Source organism: Inquilinus limosus, assembly GCF_051487185.1.
Classification (GTDB): Bacteria; Pseudomonadota; Alphaproteobacteria; order DSM-16000; family Inquilinaceae; genus Inquilinus; species Inquilinus limosus_F.
This window is the reverse complement of the sequence record NZ_JAHVDK010000031.1, coordinates 14,812-33,832: the sequence shown is the minus strand read 5'-3', so window position 1 is coordinate 33,832 and position 19,021 is coordinate 14,812. Positions and strand designations below refer to the sequence as shown.

21 protein-coding genes are annotated in these 19,021 nt (G+C 68.7%); 13 read left to right on the top strand and 8 right to left on the bottom strand.

The features are described from left to right. Nucleotides 1–4: 4 nt before the first annotated feature. The gene (locus KXR53_RS28765) at nucleotides 5–889 is read right to left on the bottom strand and encodes an ABC transporter permease subunit (RefSeq protein WP_437378732.1); all 885 of its coding nucleotides are present in this window, start codon (nucleotides 887–889) and stop codon (nucleotides 5–7) included. An 89-nt stretch (nucleotides 890–978) separates the two neighbouring features. Next, nucleotides 979–2,322 carry an extracellular solute-binding protein gene (locus KXR53_RS28760; protein ID WP_437378731.1) on the bottom strand — a complete coding sequence of 448 codons (1,344 nt, stop codon included), beginning with the start codon at nucleotides 2,320–2,322 and terminating at the stop codon, nucleotides 979–981. Between the two features lie 242 nt (nucleotides 2,323–2,564). Between KXR53_RS28760 and KXR53_RS28755 the strand changes: the two genes are divergently transcribed. From KXR53_RS28755 to arsB, 4 genes are all read left to right on the top strand, one after another. Beyond that, nucleotides 2,565–2,924 carry an ArsR/SmtB family transcription factor gene (locus KXR53_RS28755; RefSeq protein ID WP_437378730.1) on the top strand — a complete coding sequence of 120 codons (360 nt, stop codon included), beginning with the start codon at nucleotides 2,565–2,567 and terminating at the stop codon, nucleotides 2,922–2,924. Then, the gene (locus tag KXR53_RS28750) at nucleotides 2,921–3,436 is read left to right on the top strand and encodes an arsenate reductase ArsC (protein WP_437378729.1); all 516 of its coding nucleotides are present in this window, start codon (nucleotides 2,921–2,923) and stop codon (nucleotides 3,434–3,436) included. Before KXR53_RS28755 ends, KXR53_RS28750 begins: the two co-directional genes overlap by 4 nt. After that, nucleotides 3,433–3,855 (top strand): arsenate reductase (glutaredoxin), encoded by a 423-nt coding sequence (arsC, locus tag KXR53_RS28745; protein ID WP_437378728.1) that lies wholly within the window; start codon nucleotides 3,433–3,435, stop codon nucleotides 3,853–3,855. Before KXR53_RS28750 ends, arsC begins: the two co-directional genes overlap by 4 nt. A gap of 82 nt (nucleotides 3,856–3,937) precedes the next feature. Then, on the top strand, nucleotides 3,938–4,966 hold the full coding sequence (arsB, locus tag KXR53_RS28740; RefSeq protein WP_437378820.1) for an ACR3 family arsenite efflux transporter: 1,029 nt from the start codon (nucleotides 3,938–3,940) through the stop codon (nucleotides 4,964–4,966). 39 nt (nucleotides 4,967–5,005) lie between these two features. Here the strand turns inward: arsB and KXR53_RS28735 are convergent, their stop codons facing one another. Then, entirely contained in the window at nucleotides 5,006–5,350 is a 345-nt protein-coding gene (locus tag KXR53_RS28735) for a hypothetical protein (protein ID WP_437378727.1), read from the bottom strand. Between the two features lie 95 nt (nucleotides 5,351–5,445). Between KXR53_RS28735 and KXR53_RS28730 the strand changes: the two genes are divergently transcribed. Next, nucleotides 5,446–5,895: a MerR family transcriptional regulator gene (locus KXR53_RS28730; RefSeq protein ID WP_437378726.1), complete on the top strand. Its 450-nt coding sequence runs from the start codon at nucleotides 5,446–5,448 to the stop codon at nucleotides 5,893–5,895. Here the strand turns inward: KXR53_RS28730 and KXR53_RS28725 are convergent, their stop codons facing one another. After that, on the bottom strand, nucleotides 5,896–6,432 hold the full coding sequence (locus KXR53_RS28725) for an arsinothricin resistance N-acetyltransferase ArsN1 family B (RefSeq protein WP_437378725.1): 537 nt from the start codon (nucleotides 6,430–6,432) through the stop codon (nucleotides 5,896–5,898). A gap of 76 nt (nucleotides 6,433–6,508) precedes the next feature. Here KXR53_RS28725 and KXR53_RS28720 point away from each other — a divergent pair, with 76 nt between their 5' ends. From KXR53_RS28720 to arsH, 4 genes are all read left to right on the top strand, one after another. Further along, nucleotides 6,509–6,928: a PadR family transcriptional regulator gene (locus KXR53_RS28720; protein ID WP_437378724.1), complete on the top strand. Its 420-nt coding sequence runs from the start codon at nucleotides 6,509–6,511 to the stop codon at nucleotides 6,926–6,928. A 62-nt stretch (nucleotides 6,929–6,990) separates the two neighbouring features. Further along, entirely contained in the window at nucleotides 6,991–8,382 is a 1,392-nt protein-coding gene (locus tag KXR53_RS28715) for an NAD(P)-binding protein (RefSeq protein ID WP_437378723.1), read from the top strand. A 19-nt stretch (nucleotides 8,383–8,401) separates the two neighbouring features. Beyond that, entirely contained in the window at nucleotides 8,402–9,733 is a 1,332-nt protein-coding gene (gene arsK, locus KXR53_RS28710; protein WP_437378722.1) for an arsenite efflux MFS transporter ArsK, read from the top strand. After that, nucleotides 9,730–10,479 (top strand): arsenical resistance protein ArsH, encoded by a 750-nt coding sequence (arsH, locus tag KXR53_RS28705; RefSeq protein ID WP_437378721.1) that lies wholly within the window; start codon nucleotides 9,730–9,732, stop codon nucleotides 10,477–10,479. The genes arsK and arsH overlap by 4 nt, the downstream gene beginning before the upstream one ends. A gap of 91 nt (nucleotides 10,480–10,570) precedes the next feature. On the opposite strand, the gene KXR53_RS28700 is transcribed toward arsH, so the two are convergent. From KXR53_RS28700 to carB, 3 genes are all read right to left on the bottom strand, one after another. Then, nucleotides 10,571–10,951, bottom strand: coding sequence for a hypothetical protein (locus tag KXR53_RS28700; RefSeq protein WP_437378720.1), 381 nt, complete (start codon nucleotides 10,949–10,951; stop codon nucleotides 10,571–10,573). Nucleotides 10,952–11,110: 159 nt separating this feature from the next. Beyond that, on the bottom strand, nucleotides 11,111–11,584 hold the full coding sequence (greA, locus tag KXR53_RS28695; RefSeq protein WP_437378719.1) for a transcription elongation factor GreA: 474 nt from the start codon (nucleotides 11,582–11,584) through the stop codon (nucleotides 11,111–11,113). 89 nt (nucleotides 11,585–11,673) lie between these two features. After that, nucleotides 11,674–14,925 carry a carbamoyl-phosphate synthase large subunit gene (gene carB, locus KXR53_RS28690; protein ID WP_437378718.1) on the bottom strand — a complete coding sequence of 1,084 codons (3,252 nt, stop codon included), beginning with the start codon at nucleotides 14,923–14,925 and terminating at the stop codon, nucleotides 11,674–11,676. A gap of 190 nt (nucleotides 14,926–15,115) precedes the next feature. On the opposite strand from carB, the gene KXR53_RS28685 reads away from it, so the two are divergent. From KXR53_RS28685 to KXR53_RS28670, 4 genes are all read left to right on the top strand, one after another. Continuing rightward, complete coding sequence (locus KXR53_RS28685; RefSeq protein ID WP_437378717.1) at nucleotides 15,116–16,501, top strand: adenylate/guanylate cyclase domain-containing protein; 1,386 nt, start codon at nucleotides 15,116–15,118, stop codon at nucleotides 16,499–16,501. A 9-nt stretch (nucleotides 16,502–16,510) separates the two neighbouring features. Further along, nucleotides 16,511–17,389, top strand: a complete 879-nt coding sequence (locus KXR53_RS28680) for an aldo/keto reductase (protein ID WP_437378716.1) — start codon at nucleotides 16,511–16,513, stop codon at nucleotides 17,387–17,389. A 353-nt stretch (nucleotides 17,390–17,742) separates the two neighbouring features. Further along, nucleotides 17,743–18,063 carry a hypothetical protein gene (locus tag KXR53_RS28675; RefSeq protein WP_437378715.1) on the top strand — a complete coding sequence of 107 codons (321 nt, stop codon included), beginning with the start codon at nucleotides 17,743–17,745 and terminating at the stop codon, nucleotides 18,061–18,063. A 359-nt stretch (nucleotides 18,064–18,422) separates the two neighbouring features. Continuing rightward, nucleotides 18,423–18,809 (top strand): PRC-barrel domain-containing protein, encoded by a 387-nt coding sequence (locus tag KXR53_RS28670; RefSeq protein WP_437378714.1) that lies wholly within the window; start codon nucleotides 18,423–18,425, stop codon nucleotides 18,807–18,809. A 59-nt stretch (nucleotides 18,810–18,868) separates the two neighbouring features. Here KXR53_RS28670 and KXR53_RS28665 read toward each other — a convergent pair whose 3' ends face one another. Further along, on the bottom strand, nucleotides 18,869–19,015 hold the full coding sequence (locus tag KXR53_RS28665; protein ID WP_437378713.1) for a hypothetical protein: 147 nt from the start codon (nucleotides 19,013–19,015) through the stop codon (nucleotides 18,869–18,871). Between the last annotated feature and the right edge of the window lie 6 nt (nucleotides 19,016–19,021).

The window sequence follows — 19,021 nt, the reverse complement described above, 5'->3', positions numbered from 1 at the left end:
TCCCTCAGCCGTAGTGCACGCGCCGTTCGACCCAGCGGAACTGGACGAAGGTGAGGACCATGACGAGGAGCATCAGCACGATGCTCTGGGCGGCGGCGCCGGAGTAATCGAGGCCTTTGAAGCCGTCGAAATAGATCTTGTAGACCATCACCTCGGTGCCGCGGGCCGGGCCGCCCTCGGTCATCACGTCGACGATGCCGAAGCTGTCGGTGAAGCTGCCGGTGAGGTTGATCACCATCAGGAAGAACAGGGTCGGCGCGATCAGCGGCAGCTGCAGGTCCCACATCCGGCGCAAGGCGCCCGACCCGTCCATGGCGCTGGCCTCGATCAGGCTCCTCGGGATCGACTGCAGCCCGGCCAGGAAGAAGATGAAGTTGTAGCCGATCCAGATCCAGGCGTGGCACAGCACCACCATGATCAGCGCCTGGGTGCCGTTCACCGCCGGGTTCCACAGGCCGGGCCACAGCGCGTTGATGGCTCCGACCATGCCGCTCTCCGGCGCGAAGATGAAGCGGAAGGCGACCGCGGCGGCCGGGGCGGCGATAGCGTAGGGCCAGACGAAGACCGAGCGGTAGGCCTGGAAGCCGCGCAGCTGGCGGTCGACGAACAGGGCCAGCACCAGGGCTCCGGCCATGGCGATGCCGGTGGCCAGCACGGCATAGGTGAAGCTGATGCCGATCGACCCCCAATAGGCCCCGTCCTGGAACAGCGCCCGGAAGTTCTCCAGCCCCACCCACTCGTTGCCGCCGCCCCAGGGCTGCTCCAGCGTGAAGGCCCAGTACAGGGCCTGGGCGCTCGGCCAGTAGAAGAACAGGAACACCAGCAGCAGCTGCGGCGCGATCAGCAGCCAGGCCAGGGTCCGGTTCCGGAAGAAGGCGCGTTTTTCCATCGGGTCCGGTGCGGCGGGTGAGGGAAGGGCCGGGGACTTGCCGTCCCTCACCCTCCCGTGGGCCAGGAGGGTGAGGGCGGCGGCGCCGGTCAGAGCAGCTGCTTGCCGGCGTAGGTCTTCTCGAAGCGGCGCAGGATCGCGTTGCCGCGCTCCACCGCCTGGTCGAGGCCGTCCTGCACCGAGACCTTGCCGGTGATGATCGCCTGCAGCGCGTCCTGGACCTCCTTGCGGATCTGGATGTAGCCGCCGAGGCGGATGCCGCGCGAGATCGGGGTGGTCGGGGTGTAGGTCAGGCTGGCGATCGCGATCTCGCGGCCCTTGTAGGGCGCCTTGTCGTAGAAGCCCTCGGCCTTCATCGCCTGGAAGCCGGAATTGGTCACCGGGATGTAGCCGGTGACGGTCGACCACCATTCGACCGAGGAGGGCTGGGCCAGGAAGTTCAGGAAGGCTGCGGCGCCCTTGTACTCGGTGTCGGACTTGCCGGCCAGCACCCACAGCGAGGCGCCGCCGACCAGCGAGTTCTTGCGCTCGGTGCCGGCCCAGACCGGCAGCATCGCCACGTCCCAATGCATGTCGGGCTTGGCCAACTTGCCGATGGAGCCGTGGTCGGCGACCGAGGTCTGCGTCATCTGGCAGGCGCCGGAGGCGAAGGCGGCCACGATGTCCTGGCCACTCTCCTTGGTCTTCGGAACGAACAGGCCTTCGTCGTACATGCGCTTGATGAAGGCGACGTGGTCGACGAACTTGGTCTTGTTGAACACCAGCTCGGCGTCGAGCCCGTCATAGCCGTTGTTCTTGGTGGCGATCGGCTGGTTGTGGATCGCCGAGAACTGCTCCAACGACTGCCAGGGATCGAAGTTGAAGGCCAGCGGGCAGTCATAGCCGGCCGCCTTGAGCTGCCGGGCGATCTGCTCGACCTCCTCCCAGGTCTCCGGGCCCTTGTCGCGGCCGATCTTGGCGAAGGCGTCCTTGTTCCAGTAGAACAGCGCCGTCGAGGAATTGTAGGGGAACGACATCAGCTCGCCCTTCGACGTCGCGTAGTAGTTCGCGATGCCGGAGAAATAGTCGTCCCACTTGATGTCGTAGCCGTTGTCGGCCATCAGCTTGCGGGCCGGGACATAGGCGCCGGACAGCATCAGATCCAGCGTGCCCGCGTCGAACACCTGCACCACGGTCGGCTGCTTCTGGGCGCGGTAGGCGGCGATGGCGTTCTGCACCGTGTTCGGATAGCCGCCCTGGCCGACGCAGACGATCTCGTAGTCGGCCTGGCTGTCGTTGAAGCGCTTGCAGGTGTCCTGCACCCGCTGCTCCAGGTCCCCGGTCAGCCCGTACCAGAACTCGAATTTGGTGCGCTCGGCCTGGGCCGGCTGTGCGAATGCCGCGGCGGCGGCCAGCGCGAAGGCGGCCGCCGACAGCTTGGTCACGACGGTCATATGTGTCTCCCGTTTGGCCGCCCCTGCACGCCCCACGGCGGCGGCGACGGGATCGTTCCCTACAAGGGGAAGATGACGATTCGATTTAACATTCGCATCGTCTGGATGACATCTGCTCATTCGGCCTGTGGATTTCGGCGACAACTTCAAAGGCTTGGACGAAAATGCGATAGGTCCATGCCTGCTGGGCGCTTGCGCCAATTCCATATTTCTGCAATTCTCGAAATATGGATGAGATTGCAGTGATCGAGGGACTCGGCGCCCTGGCCCAGTCGACCCGGCTCGCCGTCTTCCGCCTGCTGGTCCAGGCGGGGCCGGACGGGATGCCGGCCGGAACCGTGGCGGAACGGCTCGGCGTGCCCGCGACCACGCTGTCGACCCATCTCGGCATCCTCGTCCGCGCCGGGTTGATCCGGTCGCGGCGGGAAAGCCGGTCGATCATCTACTCCGCCGATCTCGACGGCGTGCGGGCCCTGCTGTCCTTCCTGGTGCAGGACTGCTGCCACGGCCGGCCGGAGATCTGCGCACCGCTGATGGACGTGATCGAGCAGGCGAGCTGCGGCTGCGCTCCCGCGCCATCGGCATCGGGAGGTGTGGCATGAACGATCTCGTCTTCAACGTGCTGTTCCTCTGCACCGGAAACTCCGCCCGCTCGATCATCGCCGAGGCGATCCTGAACCGGGTCGGGCAGGGCCGGTTCCGGGCCTTCTCCGCCGGCAGCCAGCCCAAGGGCTGGGTTCATCCCCGCGCCCTGGCGGTGCTCGAGCACAGCCACCACGACGTCAGCGGTCTTCGCTCCAAGGGGTGGGAGGAGTTCACCGGCCCGGACGCCCCACGGCTCGATTTCGTGTTCACCGTCTGCGACAACGCCGCGAACGAGGTCTGCCCGGTCTGGCCCGGCCAGCCGATGACCGCCCATTGGGGCGTGCCCGACCCGGCCGCGGTCGAAGGCAAGGAGTCCGAAATCGGCCTGGCCTTCGCCGAGACCTACCGCCTGCTGTTCAACCGCATCTCGATCTTCACCAGCCTGCCGCTGCGGTCGCTCGACCGCATCTCGCTCGAGCATCGGCTGCGTGAGATCGGCCGGACCCAGAAGGAACCGGCATCGCCATGAGCGCGGTCACGATCTACCACAACCCGGCCTGCGGCACGTCCCGCAACGTCCTCGGCCTGATCCGCAATGCCGGCATCGAGCCCACGGTGATCGAGTATCTGAAGACGCCGCTGAGCCGGGCCGAGCTGGCTGATCTCATCCGCCGCATGGGCATCCCGGTGCGGGCGGTGCTGCGCGAGAAGGGCACGCCCTATCACGAGCTCGGCCTCGACGATCCGGGCCTGACCGAGGACCAGCTGCTCGACGCCATGATGGCGCACCCGATCCTGATCAACCGCCCGATCGTCGTCACGGAGCTGGGCGTGACGCTCGCCCGCCCGTCGGAAGCGGTGCTCGACATTCTGCCGGCGCCGCAGCGGGGCGAGTTCCGCAAGGAGGACGGCGAACTCGTCGTCGACGCCTCCGGCAAGCGCGCCTGACCCACCCCGACCGATTGGACCTGTCATGAATGCCGAGACCAGTGCCGCCGCGGCCGAGCGCATGCCGGCAGCCGCCCCCGCCATGGGGCTGTTCGAGCGGTACCTCAGCCTCTGGGTCGCGCTCTGCATCGTCGCCGGCATCGGCCTCGGCTCGCTCGTCCCGGGCTTCTTCGTCGTGGTGGCCTCGGCCGAGATCGCCAAGGTCAACCTGCCGGTGGCGGTACTGATCTGGGCGATGATCGTGCCGATGCTGCTGAAGATCGACTTCGCGGCGCTGGGCGAGGTCAGGGAACATTGGCGTGGCATCGGCGTGACCCTGTTCGTCAACTGGGGCGTGAAGCCATTCTCGATGGCGCTGCTGGGCAGCCTGTTCATCGGCCACCTGTTCGCGCCGTGGCTGGCGCAGGACCAGACCCCATCCTACATCGCCGGGCTGATCCTGCTCGCTGCCGCGCCCTGCACCGCCATGGTCTTCGTTTGGTCCAACCTGTGCGAGGGCGAGCCGCACTTCACCCTCAGCCAGGTCGCCCTGAACGACCTGATCATGGTCTTCGCCTTCGCGCCGCTGGTCGGCCTCCTGCTCGGCGTCGCCTCGATCACCGTGCCTTGGGACACGCTCCTGCTCTCCGTCCTGCTCTACATCGTGGTGCCGGTGGTGGCGGCGCAGCTCTGGCGCCGGTCGCTCTTGGCCGCGGGCGGCGAGCCGGCGCTGCGGCGCACCCTCTCGGTGCTGCAGCCGCTGTCGCTGACCGCCCTCCTGGCGACGCTGGTGCTGCTGTTCGGCTTCCAGGGGGAGCGCATCCTGGCGCAGCCCTTGGTGATCCTGCTGCTGGCCGTGCCGATCCTGGTCCAGGTCTATCTCAACGCCGGCATCGCCTATTGGCTCGGCCGGCGGCTCGGCGTCGCCTGGTGCGTCGCGGCGCCGGCGGCCTTGATCGGCGCCTCCAACTTCTTCGAGCTGGCGGTGGCGGCGGCGATCAGCCTGTTCGGCCTCGATTCCGGCGCGGCGCTGGCCACCGTGGTCGGCGTGCTGGTCGAGGTGCCGGTGATGCTGTCGGTGGTGCGCCTGGTGAAGGCGACGCGCGGCTGGTACGAGCGCCGGCCGGCCTGATCGCCCCGAGCGAGAGCCGAGGGCCGCGGCGCCGTCCGTTCAACCACAGCCGCAGGAGGGCTTGGCGCCGGCGGGCGAGACAAACTGGGTGAACAGCATGTCGGCAGCCTCGCGGGCCTCTTCGGGAGCTTCGATCGTCAGCCGGACCTCATGGGGCATCTCGCGGAGGTCGAACGACAGGAACGCGCAGCATCTCCGCTCCCGGCGCACCATCTCACGGACGCGATCAACCGCTTCCGGGGCATAGGCCAGATCGAGCACGAGATCGTGCCGTTCATGGCTGCGCAAGGCATCGCGCGTCAGTGCGGCGATCCAGGCAAGCCGATCCTGGAATTCGCCCGGCGGCAGGGTGCAGGCGATCGGTGGAGTTTCGGAAGTTGCCATCGTCTGGTCCTTCTCAAGCCGGCTGTGCCCGGCTTGAGCATAGGTAGTCCTTCAAGTAACTTGAGGTTCAAGAGGCAGGAACAGGCACGCCCAAGATGGCCGGTCTCCGCATCGGAGCGCTTGCCGAACGCACGGGCACCAGCGCACCGACGATCCGCTACTACGAACACATCGGCCTGTTGCCGCCGGCCAGCCGCCAGGCCGGCGGCCAGCGGAGCTACGGGGAAGACGACGTCAGGCGGCTGACCCTGATCCGCCGCTGCCGCGAGTTCGGATTCTCGATCCAACAGGTCAGATCGCTCGTGGCGCTCCGCCAGGACCCCGGCCGGCCCTGCATGGCCGCCCGCGACATGGCACGGGAGCACTTGGCGCAGATCCGCTCGAAGCTCGCCGAGCTGAAAGCCCTGGAGCGCAGCGTCTCGCGCTTTGTCGACGAGTGTGAGGCTCGGTGTGTCGGCGGGCCGGGACCGGATTGCGTCGTCCTGGCGGACCTCTCCTTGCCCGCCGAGGGCGGATCTCGGCGACGAGGGGCCAGACCGGTCTGATCAGCCGAGAAGCTCGGTCACCGGCCTCGGCTCGGCCGGATCGCCCGGGCGGTCGCCGATCGGGCGCTGCCACCAGCCGACATCGTGCCAGGCACCGTGCTTGAAGCCGACGGCGCGGTACACGCCGAGCGGCACGAACCCGACCGCCTCGTGCAAGGCGACGCTGGCCGGGTTCGGCAGGGCGATGCCGGCGAAGGCGGATTGGTATCCCTGCCGCCGCAGCAGGACGAACAGCCGTTCATACAGGGCGCGGCCGGCGCCCTGGCGCCGCCCGGCCTCGGCGACATAGACGCTGACATCGACCGACCAGCGGTAGGCCGGCCGCGCCCGGTGCGGGCCGGCATAGGCATAGCCCAGGATCCGGTCGTCCCGCTCCAGCACCAGCCAGGGATGGGCTGGCAGGGTCTTGCTGATGCGCTCGGCCATCTCCGCCGCCGTCGGCGGCGTCAGCTCGAAGGAGATCGCGGTCTCCGCGACGATCGGGGCGTAGATCGCCTGGAGGGCAGGGGCGTCCTCCGGCGTGGCGAGGCGGATCACGGGTCGGTCCATCAGCATCGAAGGTCGATACCTTATCGGTTGACTCATCGACCATCAAGGCATAGTAAATCAGGCCATGGCTGAATTCCGCAAGCTCACCGCCGTTCCCCGGCCTTCGGTCGACTACACCAGTCGCGCCTACTGGGCCGGCACGATCAAGATGAGCCTGTCCAAGTTCTTCATTCTGCGGGTGCTGCACGACCGGCCGATGCATGGCTACGACATCGCCCGCGCCGTCGAGCTGACGACCAATGGCTGCTGCTCCCCGACCGAGGGCACGATCTATCCGGTGCTGCGGGAATTCGAGGAGGGCGGCTATGTCACGGTCGAGAGCAGCGTCGTGTCCGGCCGGCCGCGCAAGACCTACACCTTGACGGAGAAGGGACGGGAGGCTTTCCGGGTCGGCGTCGAGGCCTGGCTCGAGGTCACGCAGGTGCTGACCGAAACCGGGCAGGTCGTCGAGCGGAAGGGCGGCGGCGGGGGTTGCTGCGGATAGCAGCCTCTTTTTTTGTCCCTATACATCGACCATCGATGCCTAGAAGCCGGAGGAGATGCGAGATGAACCGTCCCCTTGTCTCATCGGACCGTATGGCGCTCGAGACCGCCGCGTCGTCGGAGCTGCCGGTGGCGATCATCGGCGCAGGACCGGTGGGCCTGGCCGCCGCGGTGCATCTGCTTGGCCGCGGGCTCGACCCGGTGATCCTGGAGACCGGCGACCGGGTCGGCGCCGCGGTGCGCGACTGGGGCCATGTGCCGATGTTCTCGCCCTGGGGCTACAGCACCGACCGGACCGCGGTCTCGCTGCTGCGGCGGCACGGATGGATACATCCGGAGGAAGCCGGCTATCCGACCGGCGGGGACCTGGCCGACCGCTATCTCGATCCGCTGGCCGCGATTCCCGAGATCGCCGGCTGCCTGCGCTTGGGCATGCGGGTCACCGGCATCGCCCGCGCCGGTCTCGGCAAGGTGCGCACCGCGGGGCGGGAGGACCGGCCCTTCGAGGTCCGATATGCCGACAGCAAGGGGCGGGAGGGACGGATCTTCGCGCGGGCGGTGATCGACGCCTCCGGCACTTGGTCCTCGCCGAACCCGGCAGGGGCCGGCGGCCTGCCGGCGGTCGGCGAGCGCGCCGCCGCGTCCCGCATCCGCTACGGCATGCCCGACGTGCTCGGCCGCGAGCGTGACCGCTATGCCGGTCGCCGCATCCTCGTCCTCGGCAGCGGCCACTCGGCCACGGGCACGCTGCTCGATCTTGCCGATCTGGCCCGGGAGGTCCCGGGCACGAGCATCGTCTGGGCCTTCCGCAACACCGACCGGGCCAGGCTGTTCGGCGGCGGCGAGGCCGACCAGCTGCCGCGCCGCGGCGCTCTCGGCCTGCGCCTGCGGGCGCTGGCGGAAGCGGGGACCTACGAGATCGTCGCGCCCTTCGCGGTCGATGCGATCGAGGCGGCCGAGGAGGGCCTGCGCGTCCTCGGCGACCAGGGAGGAACCGTGCGGGAGATTGAAGTCGACGAGATGGTGGTTGCGACCGGCCTGCGGCCGGACCTGTCGATCCTCGCCGAGCTGCGCCTCGACCTCGACTCCGCGCTCGACTGCCCGCGGGCGCTGGCGCCGCTGATCGATCCCAACGAGCACAGCTGCGGCACCGTCCGTCCGCATGGCGCGGCCGAGCTGGCGCAGCCGGAGCCCGGCTTGTTCATCATCGGCATGAAGGCCTATGGCCGGGCCCCGACCTTCCTGCTCGCGACCGGATACGAGCAGGCGCGGTCGGTCGCGGCCCATCTCGCCGGGGATCACGAGGCGGCCCGGCGGGTCGAGCTGGTGCTGCCGGAGACCGGGGTCTGCAATGGCCCCGGCCGCCGAGCGGCTGCGGAAGCCGAGCCGGTCTCGTCCTGCTGTGGCCCCGTCGCGCCGGCCGGCCCCGCCACGGCGTCCGCCTGTTGCGGATAGGTCTCGGGGAGAGCTGATCATGGCGGGGGCGACCGGCGCGGCCGGCCCAATCTCTGAGCGGCGCCTCCTCGGCGTCGTGGCCGGGCTCGGGCTGACACAGATCATCGGATACGGCACGCTGTACTACAGCTTCAGCATCCTGGCCGCCGGGATGGCCGCCGATATCGGCTGGTCGCAGGACGGTGTCTATGGCGCGTTCTCGGGAGCGCTTCTGGTCGGGGCGCTGATCGGCCCGCGCTGCGGCCGCTGGGTCGATCGCCACGGCGCCGGCCGGGTCATGGCGTTCGGATCGGTGGCGTCAGCTTTCGCCCTGATCGGCTGTGCTCTTGCCCCCGGGCCGATCGGCTTCTCCCTCGGACTGATCGCGATCCAACTGGCGTCGTCCTTCGTCCTCTACGAGGTGGCCTTCCCGGCGCTGGTCCAGGTCGCCGGCTTCGGCGCCCGGCGCAGCATCACCCATCTGACCCTGATCGCGGGCTTCGCCTCGACCCTGTTCTGGCCCCTCACGGCGGCGATGCAGGACCACTTCACTTGGCGCGAGGTGTATCTCGTTTTCGCCGCGCTGCACCTTCTCCTGTGCCTGCCCGTCCATCTCTGGCTCCGCAGCCTGGCCCGGTTGGCCGGCCCGGCGGCACATCTGGCTGGCGTCGCCGCGGTTCCTGAGGATGAAGGCCGGCGCCAGGACCAGCGCGCCCTGCTGATACTGACCATGACCGGCTTCTCGCTCGGCGGCTTCGTCTCCTCGGCCGTGCTGGTGCATATGGTCCCGCTGCTCGGGGCGCTCGGCCTGGGCGCCGGCCTGTTGGTCGGCAGCCTCTTCGGGCCGGCACAGGTGCTGAGCCGGTTCCTGACCATGACGGCCGGCCGCCGCGCCAGCCCGGTCGGCTTGGCGATCATCGCCGCCGGCCTGCCGCCGCTGGCGCTCGGCCTGTTGCTGCTCGGCGCGCCCGCCCTGGTGGCGGCGATCGGCTTCGCGGTCCTGTTCGGGCTGGGATCCGGGCTGAACAGCATCGTCCGCGGTACAGTGCCGCTGGCGCTGTTCGGACGGTCCGGCTATGCGGAGCGGCTCGGCTGGATCTCCAGCATCGTCCACATCGTCTCCGCGCTGGCGCCCTTCCTGTTCGCCGCCGTGCTGGACCGGCTCGGAGCCCCGGCGGCGCTGTGGCTGGTGGCCGGCCTCGGCGGCCTGGCCGCGCTGGTCTTCCTGGAGATCAGGCGAAGGGCGGGAGTGGCAACCCGCGGGACGCGGGCCGTGGGGGGCAAATCGCAGATCAGGTTCGCGGCGAGCGAACCCAACATTCGCCGCGATGCCCAATCTCTCAATCCTTCATCGACGGCTGAACGCGCATGAGACTTCGCACGCTTCCCGATCCCGATGTTCTGCCCGCGATCGACAGCCGCTTCGCCTTGCGACGCCCGGCGAGGGGCTTGGTCGACGGGGTGCGGCATCCGCCGCGCATCCTGCTTCTTTATGGATCGCTGCGGGAGCGGTCCTATTCGCGTCTCGTCATCGAGGAGGCCGCCCGTCTGCTGCGGTACTTTGGGGCGGAGCCACGAATCTTCGATCCCTCGGACCTGCCACTGCCCGATCAGGTCAAGGCTGATGATCATCCGGCGGTGCACGAGCTCCGAGAGCTGTCGATGTGGTCGGAGGGCCAGATCTGGTGCAGCCCGGAGCGCCACGGCCAGATCACCGGGGTCATGAAGGCACAAATCGATCATCTGCCGTTGAACCTCGGCGGTATGCGACCGACCCAAGGTCGAACGCTGGCCGTCATGCAGGTTTGCGGCGGATCGCAGTCGTTCAATGCCGTGAACACGCTCAGGCTCCTGGGGCGCTGGATGCGGATGTTCACCATCCCCAACCAGTCGAGCGTTCCGAAAGCGTTCCAGGAGTTCGACGAAGTGGGGCGGATGCGACCATCGAGCTACTACGAGCGGATCGTCGACGTCGTCGAGGAGCTCGTCCGCTTCACCGTCCTGCTGCGTCCCCATGTCTCGACCCTGACCGACCGCTACTCCGAGCGCAAAGAGACAGCCGGCCCGGAGCGCGACGCCGCGTCGGATCTTTCGGCGATTGCAACGGCTCACCAGTAGCAGCGGTTCGATCGGCCGTTCCCGCTGGGATCAGGTCGTAGGTTGGGCGACGGAATGTTGGGTTCGCGCTGCGAACCCAACATACTCGTGTTCAGCCGACGGCCATCCAGATGATCGCGAACAGGGTCAGGCCGATCGCCACGGACGCGATCGGCAGCAGCGCCATGACCAGCGCGGCGCGCGAAGCAGTGGTCTCGGTGTGGCTGCGGAACCGCCCGTTCAGGAAATGCCGCGGCGGCAGTTCCTGCCCCGGCGAGTCGCGGCGGGCGATCCTGAGCGCGCCGAAGCCGAGCAGGCCGACGATGGTCGAGAACACCGCGGCGACGGCGAGCGCCAGGCCGAGATACCCGCCGACGCCGAAGCCGATCGCCGCCACCAGGAACCAGACCAGACAACCGACGAGAAGCTTGTAGAAAGCCGGGGGGAACCAGTCCCAGGTCGGTCTGTCATCAATGTGGTGCCTCTCTCGCATGGCGGGCTCCCGGGAATCCCTCGGAGTCGCTGACTGAGATCGACCGTCACGTTGGCGCCGCGGGATGGAGAGGGCAGGGGGACGTGGCGATCTGTCGCCGCGCAGAAACGAAACGGCCCCGCCGGAGCGGGGCCGTCGCCGAACCGGGAAGGTCGGCGATCAGACGAACTGGACCGTGACGATCTCGTAGCTCTTGGAGCCGCCGGGGGTGGTGACCTCGACCTGATCGCCCTCGGCCTTGCCGATCAGCGAGCGCGCCAGCGGGGCGGTGATCGACAGGCGGCCTTCCTTGATGTCGGATTCGTCCTGGCCGACGATCTGGTAGGTGATCTCTTCCTCGGTGTCCTCGTCCGCCAGCGTCACGGTGGCGCCGAACTTGATGGTGTCGCCGGACAGCTTCGAGGTGTCGATGATCTCGGCCCGGCTGATCCGGTCCTCCAGCTCCATCACCCGGCCTTCGATGAAGCTCTGGCGCTCGCGCGCCGCGTGGTATTCCGCATTTTCGGACAGGTCACCATGCTCGCGCGCCTCCGCGATCGCCTTGATCACCTCGGGCCGCGCCACGCTCTTCAGATGCTTCAACTCTTCCTGCAGCCGGTTGTACCCCGCCGCGGTCATCGGCACCTTTTCCATCGCGCTCCAGTCCCAAAAAGCCAAAAAGCGGTACCCCCGGCGTCCAGGACGCCGGCCTTCCAGACCTGCTCGTATCCCTTCCCCCGGTGCTACCGCGCCGAACCTAGGTAGGATTGCAGCGGGGCGACTTCAAGCGCCCCGGCCTTCAGCGCGGCGATCGCCTCCACGGTCGCGCGCGCCCCGGCCACGGTCGTCGAGTAGGGGATGTTATTGACCAGCGCGGCGCGGCGCAAGCCGAAGCTGTCGCGCACCGTCTGGGCTCCGTCGGTGGTGTTGAACACCAGCTGCACCTCGCCGTTCAGGATGGCGTCGACGATGTGCGGCTGGCCTTCCATCACCTTGTTGATGCGCCGGACCTTGAGGCCGCCTTGCTCCAAAGCCTTGGCGGTGCCGGTCGAGGCCAGGATCTCGAAGCCCAGCTCGGCGATGCGGCGGGCGATCGGGAGGATCGCCGGCTTGTCGCGGTCCTTGACCGAGATGAAGACCGTGCCGGACAGCGGCACCTTCTGGTTGGCGCCGAGCTGGCTCTTGGCGAAGGCGCGGCCGAAGTCCCGGTCCAGGCCCATGACCTCGCCGGTCGACTTCATCTCCGGCCCCAGGATCACGTCGACGCCGGGGAAGCGGTTGAACGGGAACACCGCTTCCTTCACCGCGGTGTAGGGCGGGGTCGGACCGGTCAGGGTGAAGTCGGCCAGCTTCTCGCCGGCCATCACCCGGGCCGCGATCTTGGCGATCGGCGTGCCGGTCGCCTTGGCCACGAAAGGCACGGTGCGGCTGGCGCGCGGATTGACCTCGATGACGTAGACCTCGTTGTCCTTGACCGCGTACTGGGTGTTCATCAGGCCGATGACGCCGAGCCCGTCGGCCAGCATCCGGGTCTGGCGCTCGATCTCGCGCACCACGAAGGCGGGCAGGGAATAGGGCGGCAGGGCGCAGGCGCTGTCGCCGGAATGGATCCCGGCCTCCTCGATATGCTCCATGATGCCGGCGACATAGACCTGATCGCCGTCGCGCACCGCGTCGACATCAACCTCGATCGCGTCCTGCAGGTAGCGGTCGATCAGCACCGGGTTGCGGCCGGAGACCTTGACCGCGGTGGTGATGTAGCGGCGCAGCCCCTGCAGGTCGTAGACGATCTCCATCGCCCGGCCGCCCAGCACGTAGGACGGGCGCATCAAGCAGGGGAAGCCGACCTCCTGGGCGATCGCCTCCGCCTCCTCGGCGGAGCGGGCGATGCCGCTCTTCGGCTGGCGCAGGCCCAGCCGGTCCAGGAGGTCGCGGAAGCGCTCGCGGTCCTCGGCCAGATCGATCGCGTCGAGCGGCGAGCCGAGGATCGGGATGCCCGCGGCCTGCAGATCGTGCGCTAGCTTCAAGGGCGTCTGGCCGCCGAACTGGACGATCACGCCCTTGACCGTGCCGCGCTCCTGCTCGACCCGGATCAGCTCGATCACGTCCTCGGCGGTCAGCGGCTCGAAATACAGCCGGTCCGAGGTGTCGTAGTCGGTCGACACCGTCTCCGGGTTGCAATTGACCATGATGGTCTCGTAGCCGGCCTCCTTCAGCGCGTAGGCGGCGTGGACGCAGCAATAGTCGAACTCGATGCCCTGGCCGATCCGGTTCGGGCCGCCGCCGAGGATGACAATCTTCTCGCGGTCGGTCGGGTCGGATTCGCACTCGCCTTCGTCGAAGCCGGCCTCGTGGGTCGAGTACATGTAGGGCGTCGCCGAAGCGAACTCGGCGGCGCAGGTGTCGATGCGCTTGTAGACCGGCGTCACCCCCAGCTCCCGGCGGGCCGCGGCGGCCTCCGCCTCGCTGACCCCCGCCAGCTTCGCCAGCCGCGCGTCGGAGAAGCCGAGCCGCTTCAGCCGGGCGAAGCCCTGGGCATCCTCGGGCAGGCCGTAGCGCCGCACCTCCTCCTCCGCCGCGACGATCCGCTCGATCTCGCGCAGGAACCAGGGGTCGAACTTGCAGGCGGCCCGGATCTCCTCGACCCCTAGGCCGAGGCGCATGGCCTGGGCGATGACGAGCAGGCGGTCATGGGTCGGGCGGGACAGGGCGGCGCGGATGACCTGCGGGTCCGGCGCATCCATGGCGACGCCCGGGATCTCGATCTCGTCCAGGCCGGTCAGCCCGGTCTCCATCGACCGCAGCGCCTTCTGCAGCGCTTCGGGGAAGCTGCGGCCGATCGACATCGCCTCGCCCACCGATTTCATGCTGGTGGTCAGGGTCGGCTCGGCGCCCGGGAATTTCTCGAAGGTGAAGCGCGGCATCTTGACGACGACATAGTCGATCGTCGGCTCGAAGCTGGCCGGCGTGACCTTGGTGATGTCGTTGGCCAGCTCGTCGAGCGTGTAGCCGACCGCCAGCTTGGCCGCGACCTTGGCGATCGGGAAGCCGGTCGCCTTCGAGGCGAGGGCGGAGGACCGGCTGACCCGCGGGTTCATCTCGATCACGACCATGCGGCCGGTCTCGGGGTCGACCGCGAACTGCACGTTCGACCCGCCGGTGTCGACGCCGATCGCGCGCAGCACAGCGATCGAGGCGTCGCGCATCCGCTGGTATTCCTTATCGGTCAGCGTCAGGGCCGGGGCGACGGTGACGCTGTCGCCGGTGTGGATGCCCATCGGATCGACGTTTTCGATCGAGCAGATGATGATGCAGTTGTCCGCCCGGTCGCGGACCACCTCCATCTCGTATTCCTTCCAGCCGAGGACCGATTCCTCGATCAGCACCTCGCGCGTCGGGCTGGCGGCGAGGCCGGAGCGGACGATCTCCTCGAACTCGACCCGGTTGTAGGCGATGCCGCCGCCGGTGCCGCCGAGGGTGAAGGACGGGCGAATGATCGCCGGCAGCCCGACATTCGGCAGCGCCTGCAGAGCCTCGTCCAGGGAGTGGACGACGGCGCTCTTCGGCGATTCCAGCCCGATCGCGTCCATCGCCTCGCGGAACTTGGCGCGGTCCTCGGCCTTCTCGATGCTCTCGCGCTTGGCCCCGATCAGCTCGATCCCCAGCCGGTCAAGCGTGCCGTCCTCGGCCAGCGCCATGGCGGTGTTCAGCGCCGTCTGCCCGCCCATGGTGGGCAGCAGGGCGTCCGGCTTCTCCGCCTCCAGGATGCGGGCCACGATCTCCGGCGTGATCGGCTCGATATAGGTCGCGTCCGCCAGCTCCGGATCGGTCATGATCGTCGCCGGGTTGGAGTTGATCAGGATGACGCGATAGCCCTCCTGCTTCAGCGCCTTGCAGGCCTGGGCGCCGGAATAGTCGAACTCGCAGGCCTGGCCGATGACGATTGGTCCGGCGCCGATGATGCAGATCGAGCGGATGTCGGTGCGCTTGGGCATTGGGGGCGGCCTGCTGGGTACGGGGGGCACGCTCCCGAAGGAGCGCGCTCTTATAAGGAAGGAACGCGCGCGGGGAAAGCCCCGGGGCGACCGCGTGGCGCAGGGCTGGGGCGACCTGATGTCATCCGAACCCTGGCGAAAGCGGACCAGACGCCCCATTTCCACCGCATCATCGGGGCTGGAGGGCGGCATGGCGAAACCGGCGCAGGCGACGCCCGTTGGCATTCGGGGGGCCATGGAGCGGGAGGAGCGGGACGGCCTGTCCTACGTCTTCTACGGCCGCGCCCTGGTGCTGGCGCTGCTGGCGCTCTATGTCGTGCTGTGGATCCCGGTGGAGCGGTCGGTGGCCTATCTCGGCCTGATGGCCGTTTTCCTCGTGCTCGGCCTGATCCCATATCTGCTGCAGCGCCGCGGCCGCATCGGCGTCTGGGGCGTCGGCGCCTTCCTGGTGCTCGACGCCGTGCTGCTGACCTTCCTGATGGTGGCGCCGAACCCGCTGTTCGGCTCCGATGTGCCGGTCCAGTTCACCCAGCGCATCCCGAACTTCCTGTTCCTGCTGCTGTTCCTGTGCGGCGTGGCGCTGAGCTATTCGCCGAAGCTGGTGCTGCTGGTCGGCAGCGCACTGACAGTGTCCTGGTCGCTCGGCTTCGCCTGGCTGGCGACGCGGCCGGACAGCATCGTCACCAGCGCCGCCGACGTGGTCGACGGCCCGAACTCCGGCGCCAAGCGCATCGCGCTGTCGCTCGATCCGCACGCCGTCAGCAGCACGCTGTGGATGATCCAGACCGTCGTCCTGATGCTGATGACGGTGGTCCTGGCGCTGGCGGTGTGGCGGTCGCGCCGGCTGGTCGCGCGGGTGGCGCGGATGGAGGCGGCCAAGGCGGCGCTGTCGCGCTACTTCTCGCCCAACCTGGTCGGCCGTCTCGCTGGCTCGGCCACGCCCTTCGGCGAGATCCAGCGCCAGCCGGCGGTGATCCTGTTCGTCGACATCGTCGGCTTCTCTGGCCAGGCCGAGGGGCTGGCGCCGGAACGAGTGGTGGCGCTGCTGCGCAGCTTCCACCGCCGGATGGCCGAGCAGGTCTTCGCCCATGAGGGCACGATCGACAAATATATCGGCGACTGCGTCATGGCGACCTTCGGCACGCCGCAGCCAGGCCCGCGCGACGCCAGCAATGCGCTGTGCTGCGCCCGGGCGATGTGCGCGGAGGTCGAACGCTGGAACGAGAAGCGGCGACGGCGCGGCGCCTCGCCGGTCGAGGTCGGCATCGGCCTGCATTACGGCCTGGTGGTGATGGGCAATATCGGAGACGAGCGGCGCCTCGAATTCGGCGTGGTCGGCGATACGGTCAACGTCGCCAGCCGGCTGGAGCGGCTGAGCCGCCGCCTCGCCGCCCGGGTGGTGGCCAGCGACGCCGCGGTCTCCCAGGCCGGCCGCGAAGGCTGCCCGCGCGAGGTGCTGGACGATTTCGGCCCGGCCGGGCAGGCGGAGATCCGTGGCCGGCAGGAAGCGCTGGCGATCTGGACGCTGGCCGCCGCCGGTGCGGTGCCGCAGGATCGGGTGGCGATCGCGGAATAGGAGGATCGGATGACCAGCACAGACGGGGCGAGCCTGCGCCGCCGGCCGGCCGGCGAGACCACCGTGGCGCTGCCGTCCGGCGCCGCCATGCCGATCCTGGGGCAGGGGACCTGGGGCATGGGCGAGGACCGGCGCCGGGCGAAGGAGGAGGCGGCGGCGCTGGCCGCCGGGCTCGATCTCGGCCTGACCCTGATCGACACCGCCGAGATGTATGGCGAGGGCGGGGCCGAGGAGGTGGCGGGCCAGGCGGTCCGCGGCCGCCGCGACGAGGTCTTCCTGGTCAGCAAGGTCTATCCGCACAATGCCGGCCGCACCGCCGCGATCGAAGCCTGTGAGCGCAGCCTGCGCCGGCTCGGCATCGACCGCATCGACCTCTATCTGCTGCACTGGCAGGGCCGAGTGCCCTATGCCGAGACGATCGAGGCTTTCGAGCGGCTGCGGGCCGATGGCAAGGTGGTCGACTGGGGCGTCAGCAACTTCGATCTCGACGACATGAAGACATGGGTCGGCGAGGCGGCCGGCGGCCGCACCGCGACGAACCAGGTCTGCTACAGCCTGTCGGCGCGCGGCATCGAATGGGACCTCTTGCCCTGGTGCCAGCAACGCGGCCTGCCGGTGATGGCCTATTCGCCGCTCGGCCAGGGCCGGCTGCTCGGCAATCCCGTCCTCGGCGACATCGCCCGGCGGCACGGCGTGGCGCCGGCCACGGTGGCGCTGGCCTGGCTGCTGAGCCGGCAGGGCGTCGTCGCCATCCCGAAATCCAGCCGGGTCGAGCGCCTGCGCGACCATCGCCGGGCGCTGGACCTGGTTCTCGATGAGGCCGACCTGGCGGCGCTGGACCAGGCCTTCCCGCCGCCGCGGCGGAAGATGCCGCTCGCCATCCTCTGACAGCCGGGCGCGCTACTCCGTTCCCTTCGATCGCTGCGGATTCGAAAGCCCGGCCGCCAAGGACGTCGGTATCCGGCTATCCTGCCTCTATACTGATAATTGATCTTCGATGATCGGTTGCAATCAGTTGCGAATTCAGATTTTGTCTTCTTTGTGATATCTTCGTGTCTTAAAAGGAATTCGACGGCGTCGTGGCTTGGTTTGTTGGCGGTTGCTTGTGCTGACTGCCCAGGGCGGCGACGGAATCTTCGGGGTAGGGCGTGAAGTGTGGGAGGCCGGCTGTTCCCCAGGGCGCATCGCCGGTTGATGGAAGAGGGACCACCCCCATGTTGTCTCGTATGAAGCGTGTTCTCATGGCCGCTTCGGCGGCTCTGCTCCTTGTCGGCGCCTCCGGCGCCGCTCTCGCCCAGGACCGGGCGCCTGCCCCCGCGGCGACGCCGGCGGTCTGGCATGGCCAGGGGGACACGTCGCTCAACACCAAGGTGGACTGGCGCGACCGCCGCGATTGGCGCCGCGACCGCCGCGAATGGCGGCGCGACTATCGCGACTGGCGCCGCGACCGCCGGGATTGGTATCGCGACCACTGGCGCCACGACCGCCGGTACTGGCAGCATCGCGACTGGCGCTGGCGCGACCATGGCTGGCGTCGTCCCTACTGGTACTGGCGCTACTGATCGCGTACGGCGGTCGGAGAATGATGGGGCCGGCATCCATGGGTGCCGGCCCCTTTTTATGTATCATCCATCCGAACCGGATCCGGCAGGGGAGGGGGCGGACCTTCCGGTGGTACCTCGGGCGGCACCTCCGGCGGCGGCTGGCCCGGCTGGTCGGGTGGCGTGTCCGGCCTCGGATTGGGGATCGGCGGTTTTGTCGGGTCCGGCGGCGGCTTCTTGGGATCACTCATCGTCACGGCCTCGCATGTCCGGGGGACAGCGGTCTCCCTGGTCAATCGCCGGCCATCCGCTCCGGTTCCGGGAACCGGGGGGCCGGTCGCGCCATTGCCTGGCTGGGACCACAATCGTGGGAGAGCGACATGCAGGCCCAGGCAGACCGGGATCTTCGCACCCGCGAGACCGAACGGCTGATCGCCAGTGACAAGGTCGAGAACACCCCGGTGCGGCGGCCGAACGGCGACCGGATCGGCACCATCCAGCGGGTGATGATCGACAAGCGGACCGGCCGCGTCGCCTATGCGGTCATGACCTTCGGCGGCTTTCTCGGCATCGGCGAGGACTATTACGCCCTGCCGTGGTCGATGCTGACCTACAACGAGGCGCTCGACGCCTATGAGCTGGACGTGACCGAAGACCAGCTGCGCGGCGCCCCGGCCGACGAGTCCGGCGACCGTTTCGATTGGGATGATCGGGAATGGGCGCGGCAGGTGCATGACTATTACCGCGTGCCGCCCTATTGGCTGTAGAACGAAGGCAGGCTAGGGAGACTGGGGCGGCCTCGCGGCCGCCCTTCTTGTGTATCCGGTCAGAACACCCATCCGAGCAGCAGGGCGCCGAGGACCACGATCGCCAGGCCGAGCGACAGGTGCAGCACCCAGCGCATGCGGCCGCGGGCCTCGCCCTGCCGGGCCTCGGTGGTGTTGATCGTCGGCGGAGGACGGTCGTCCGACATGTCGCC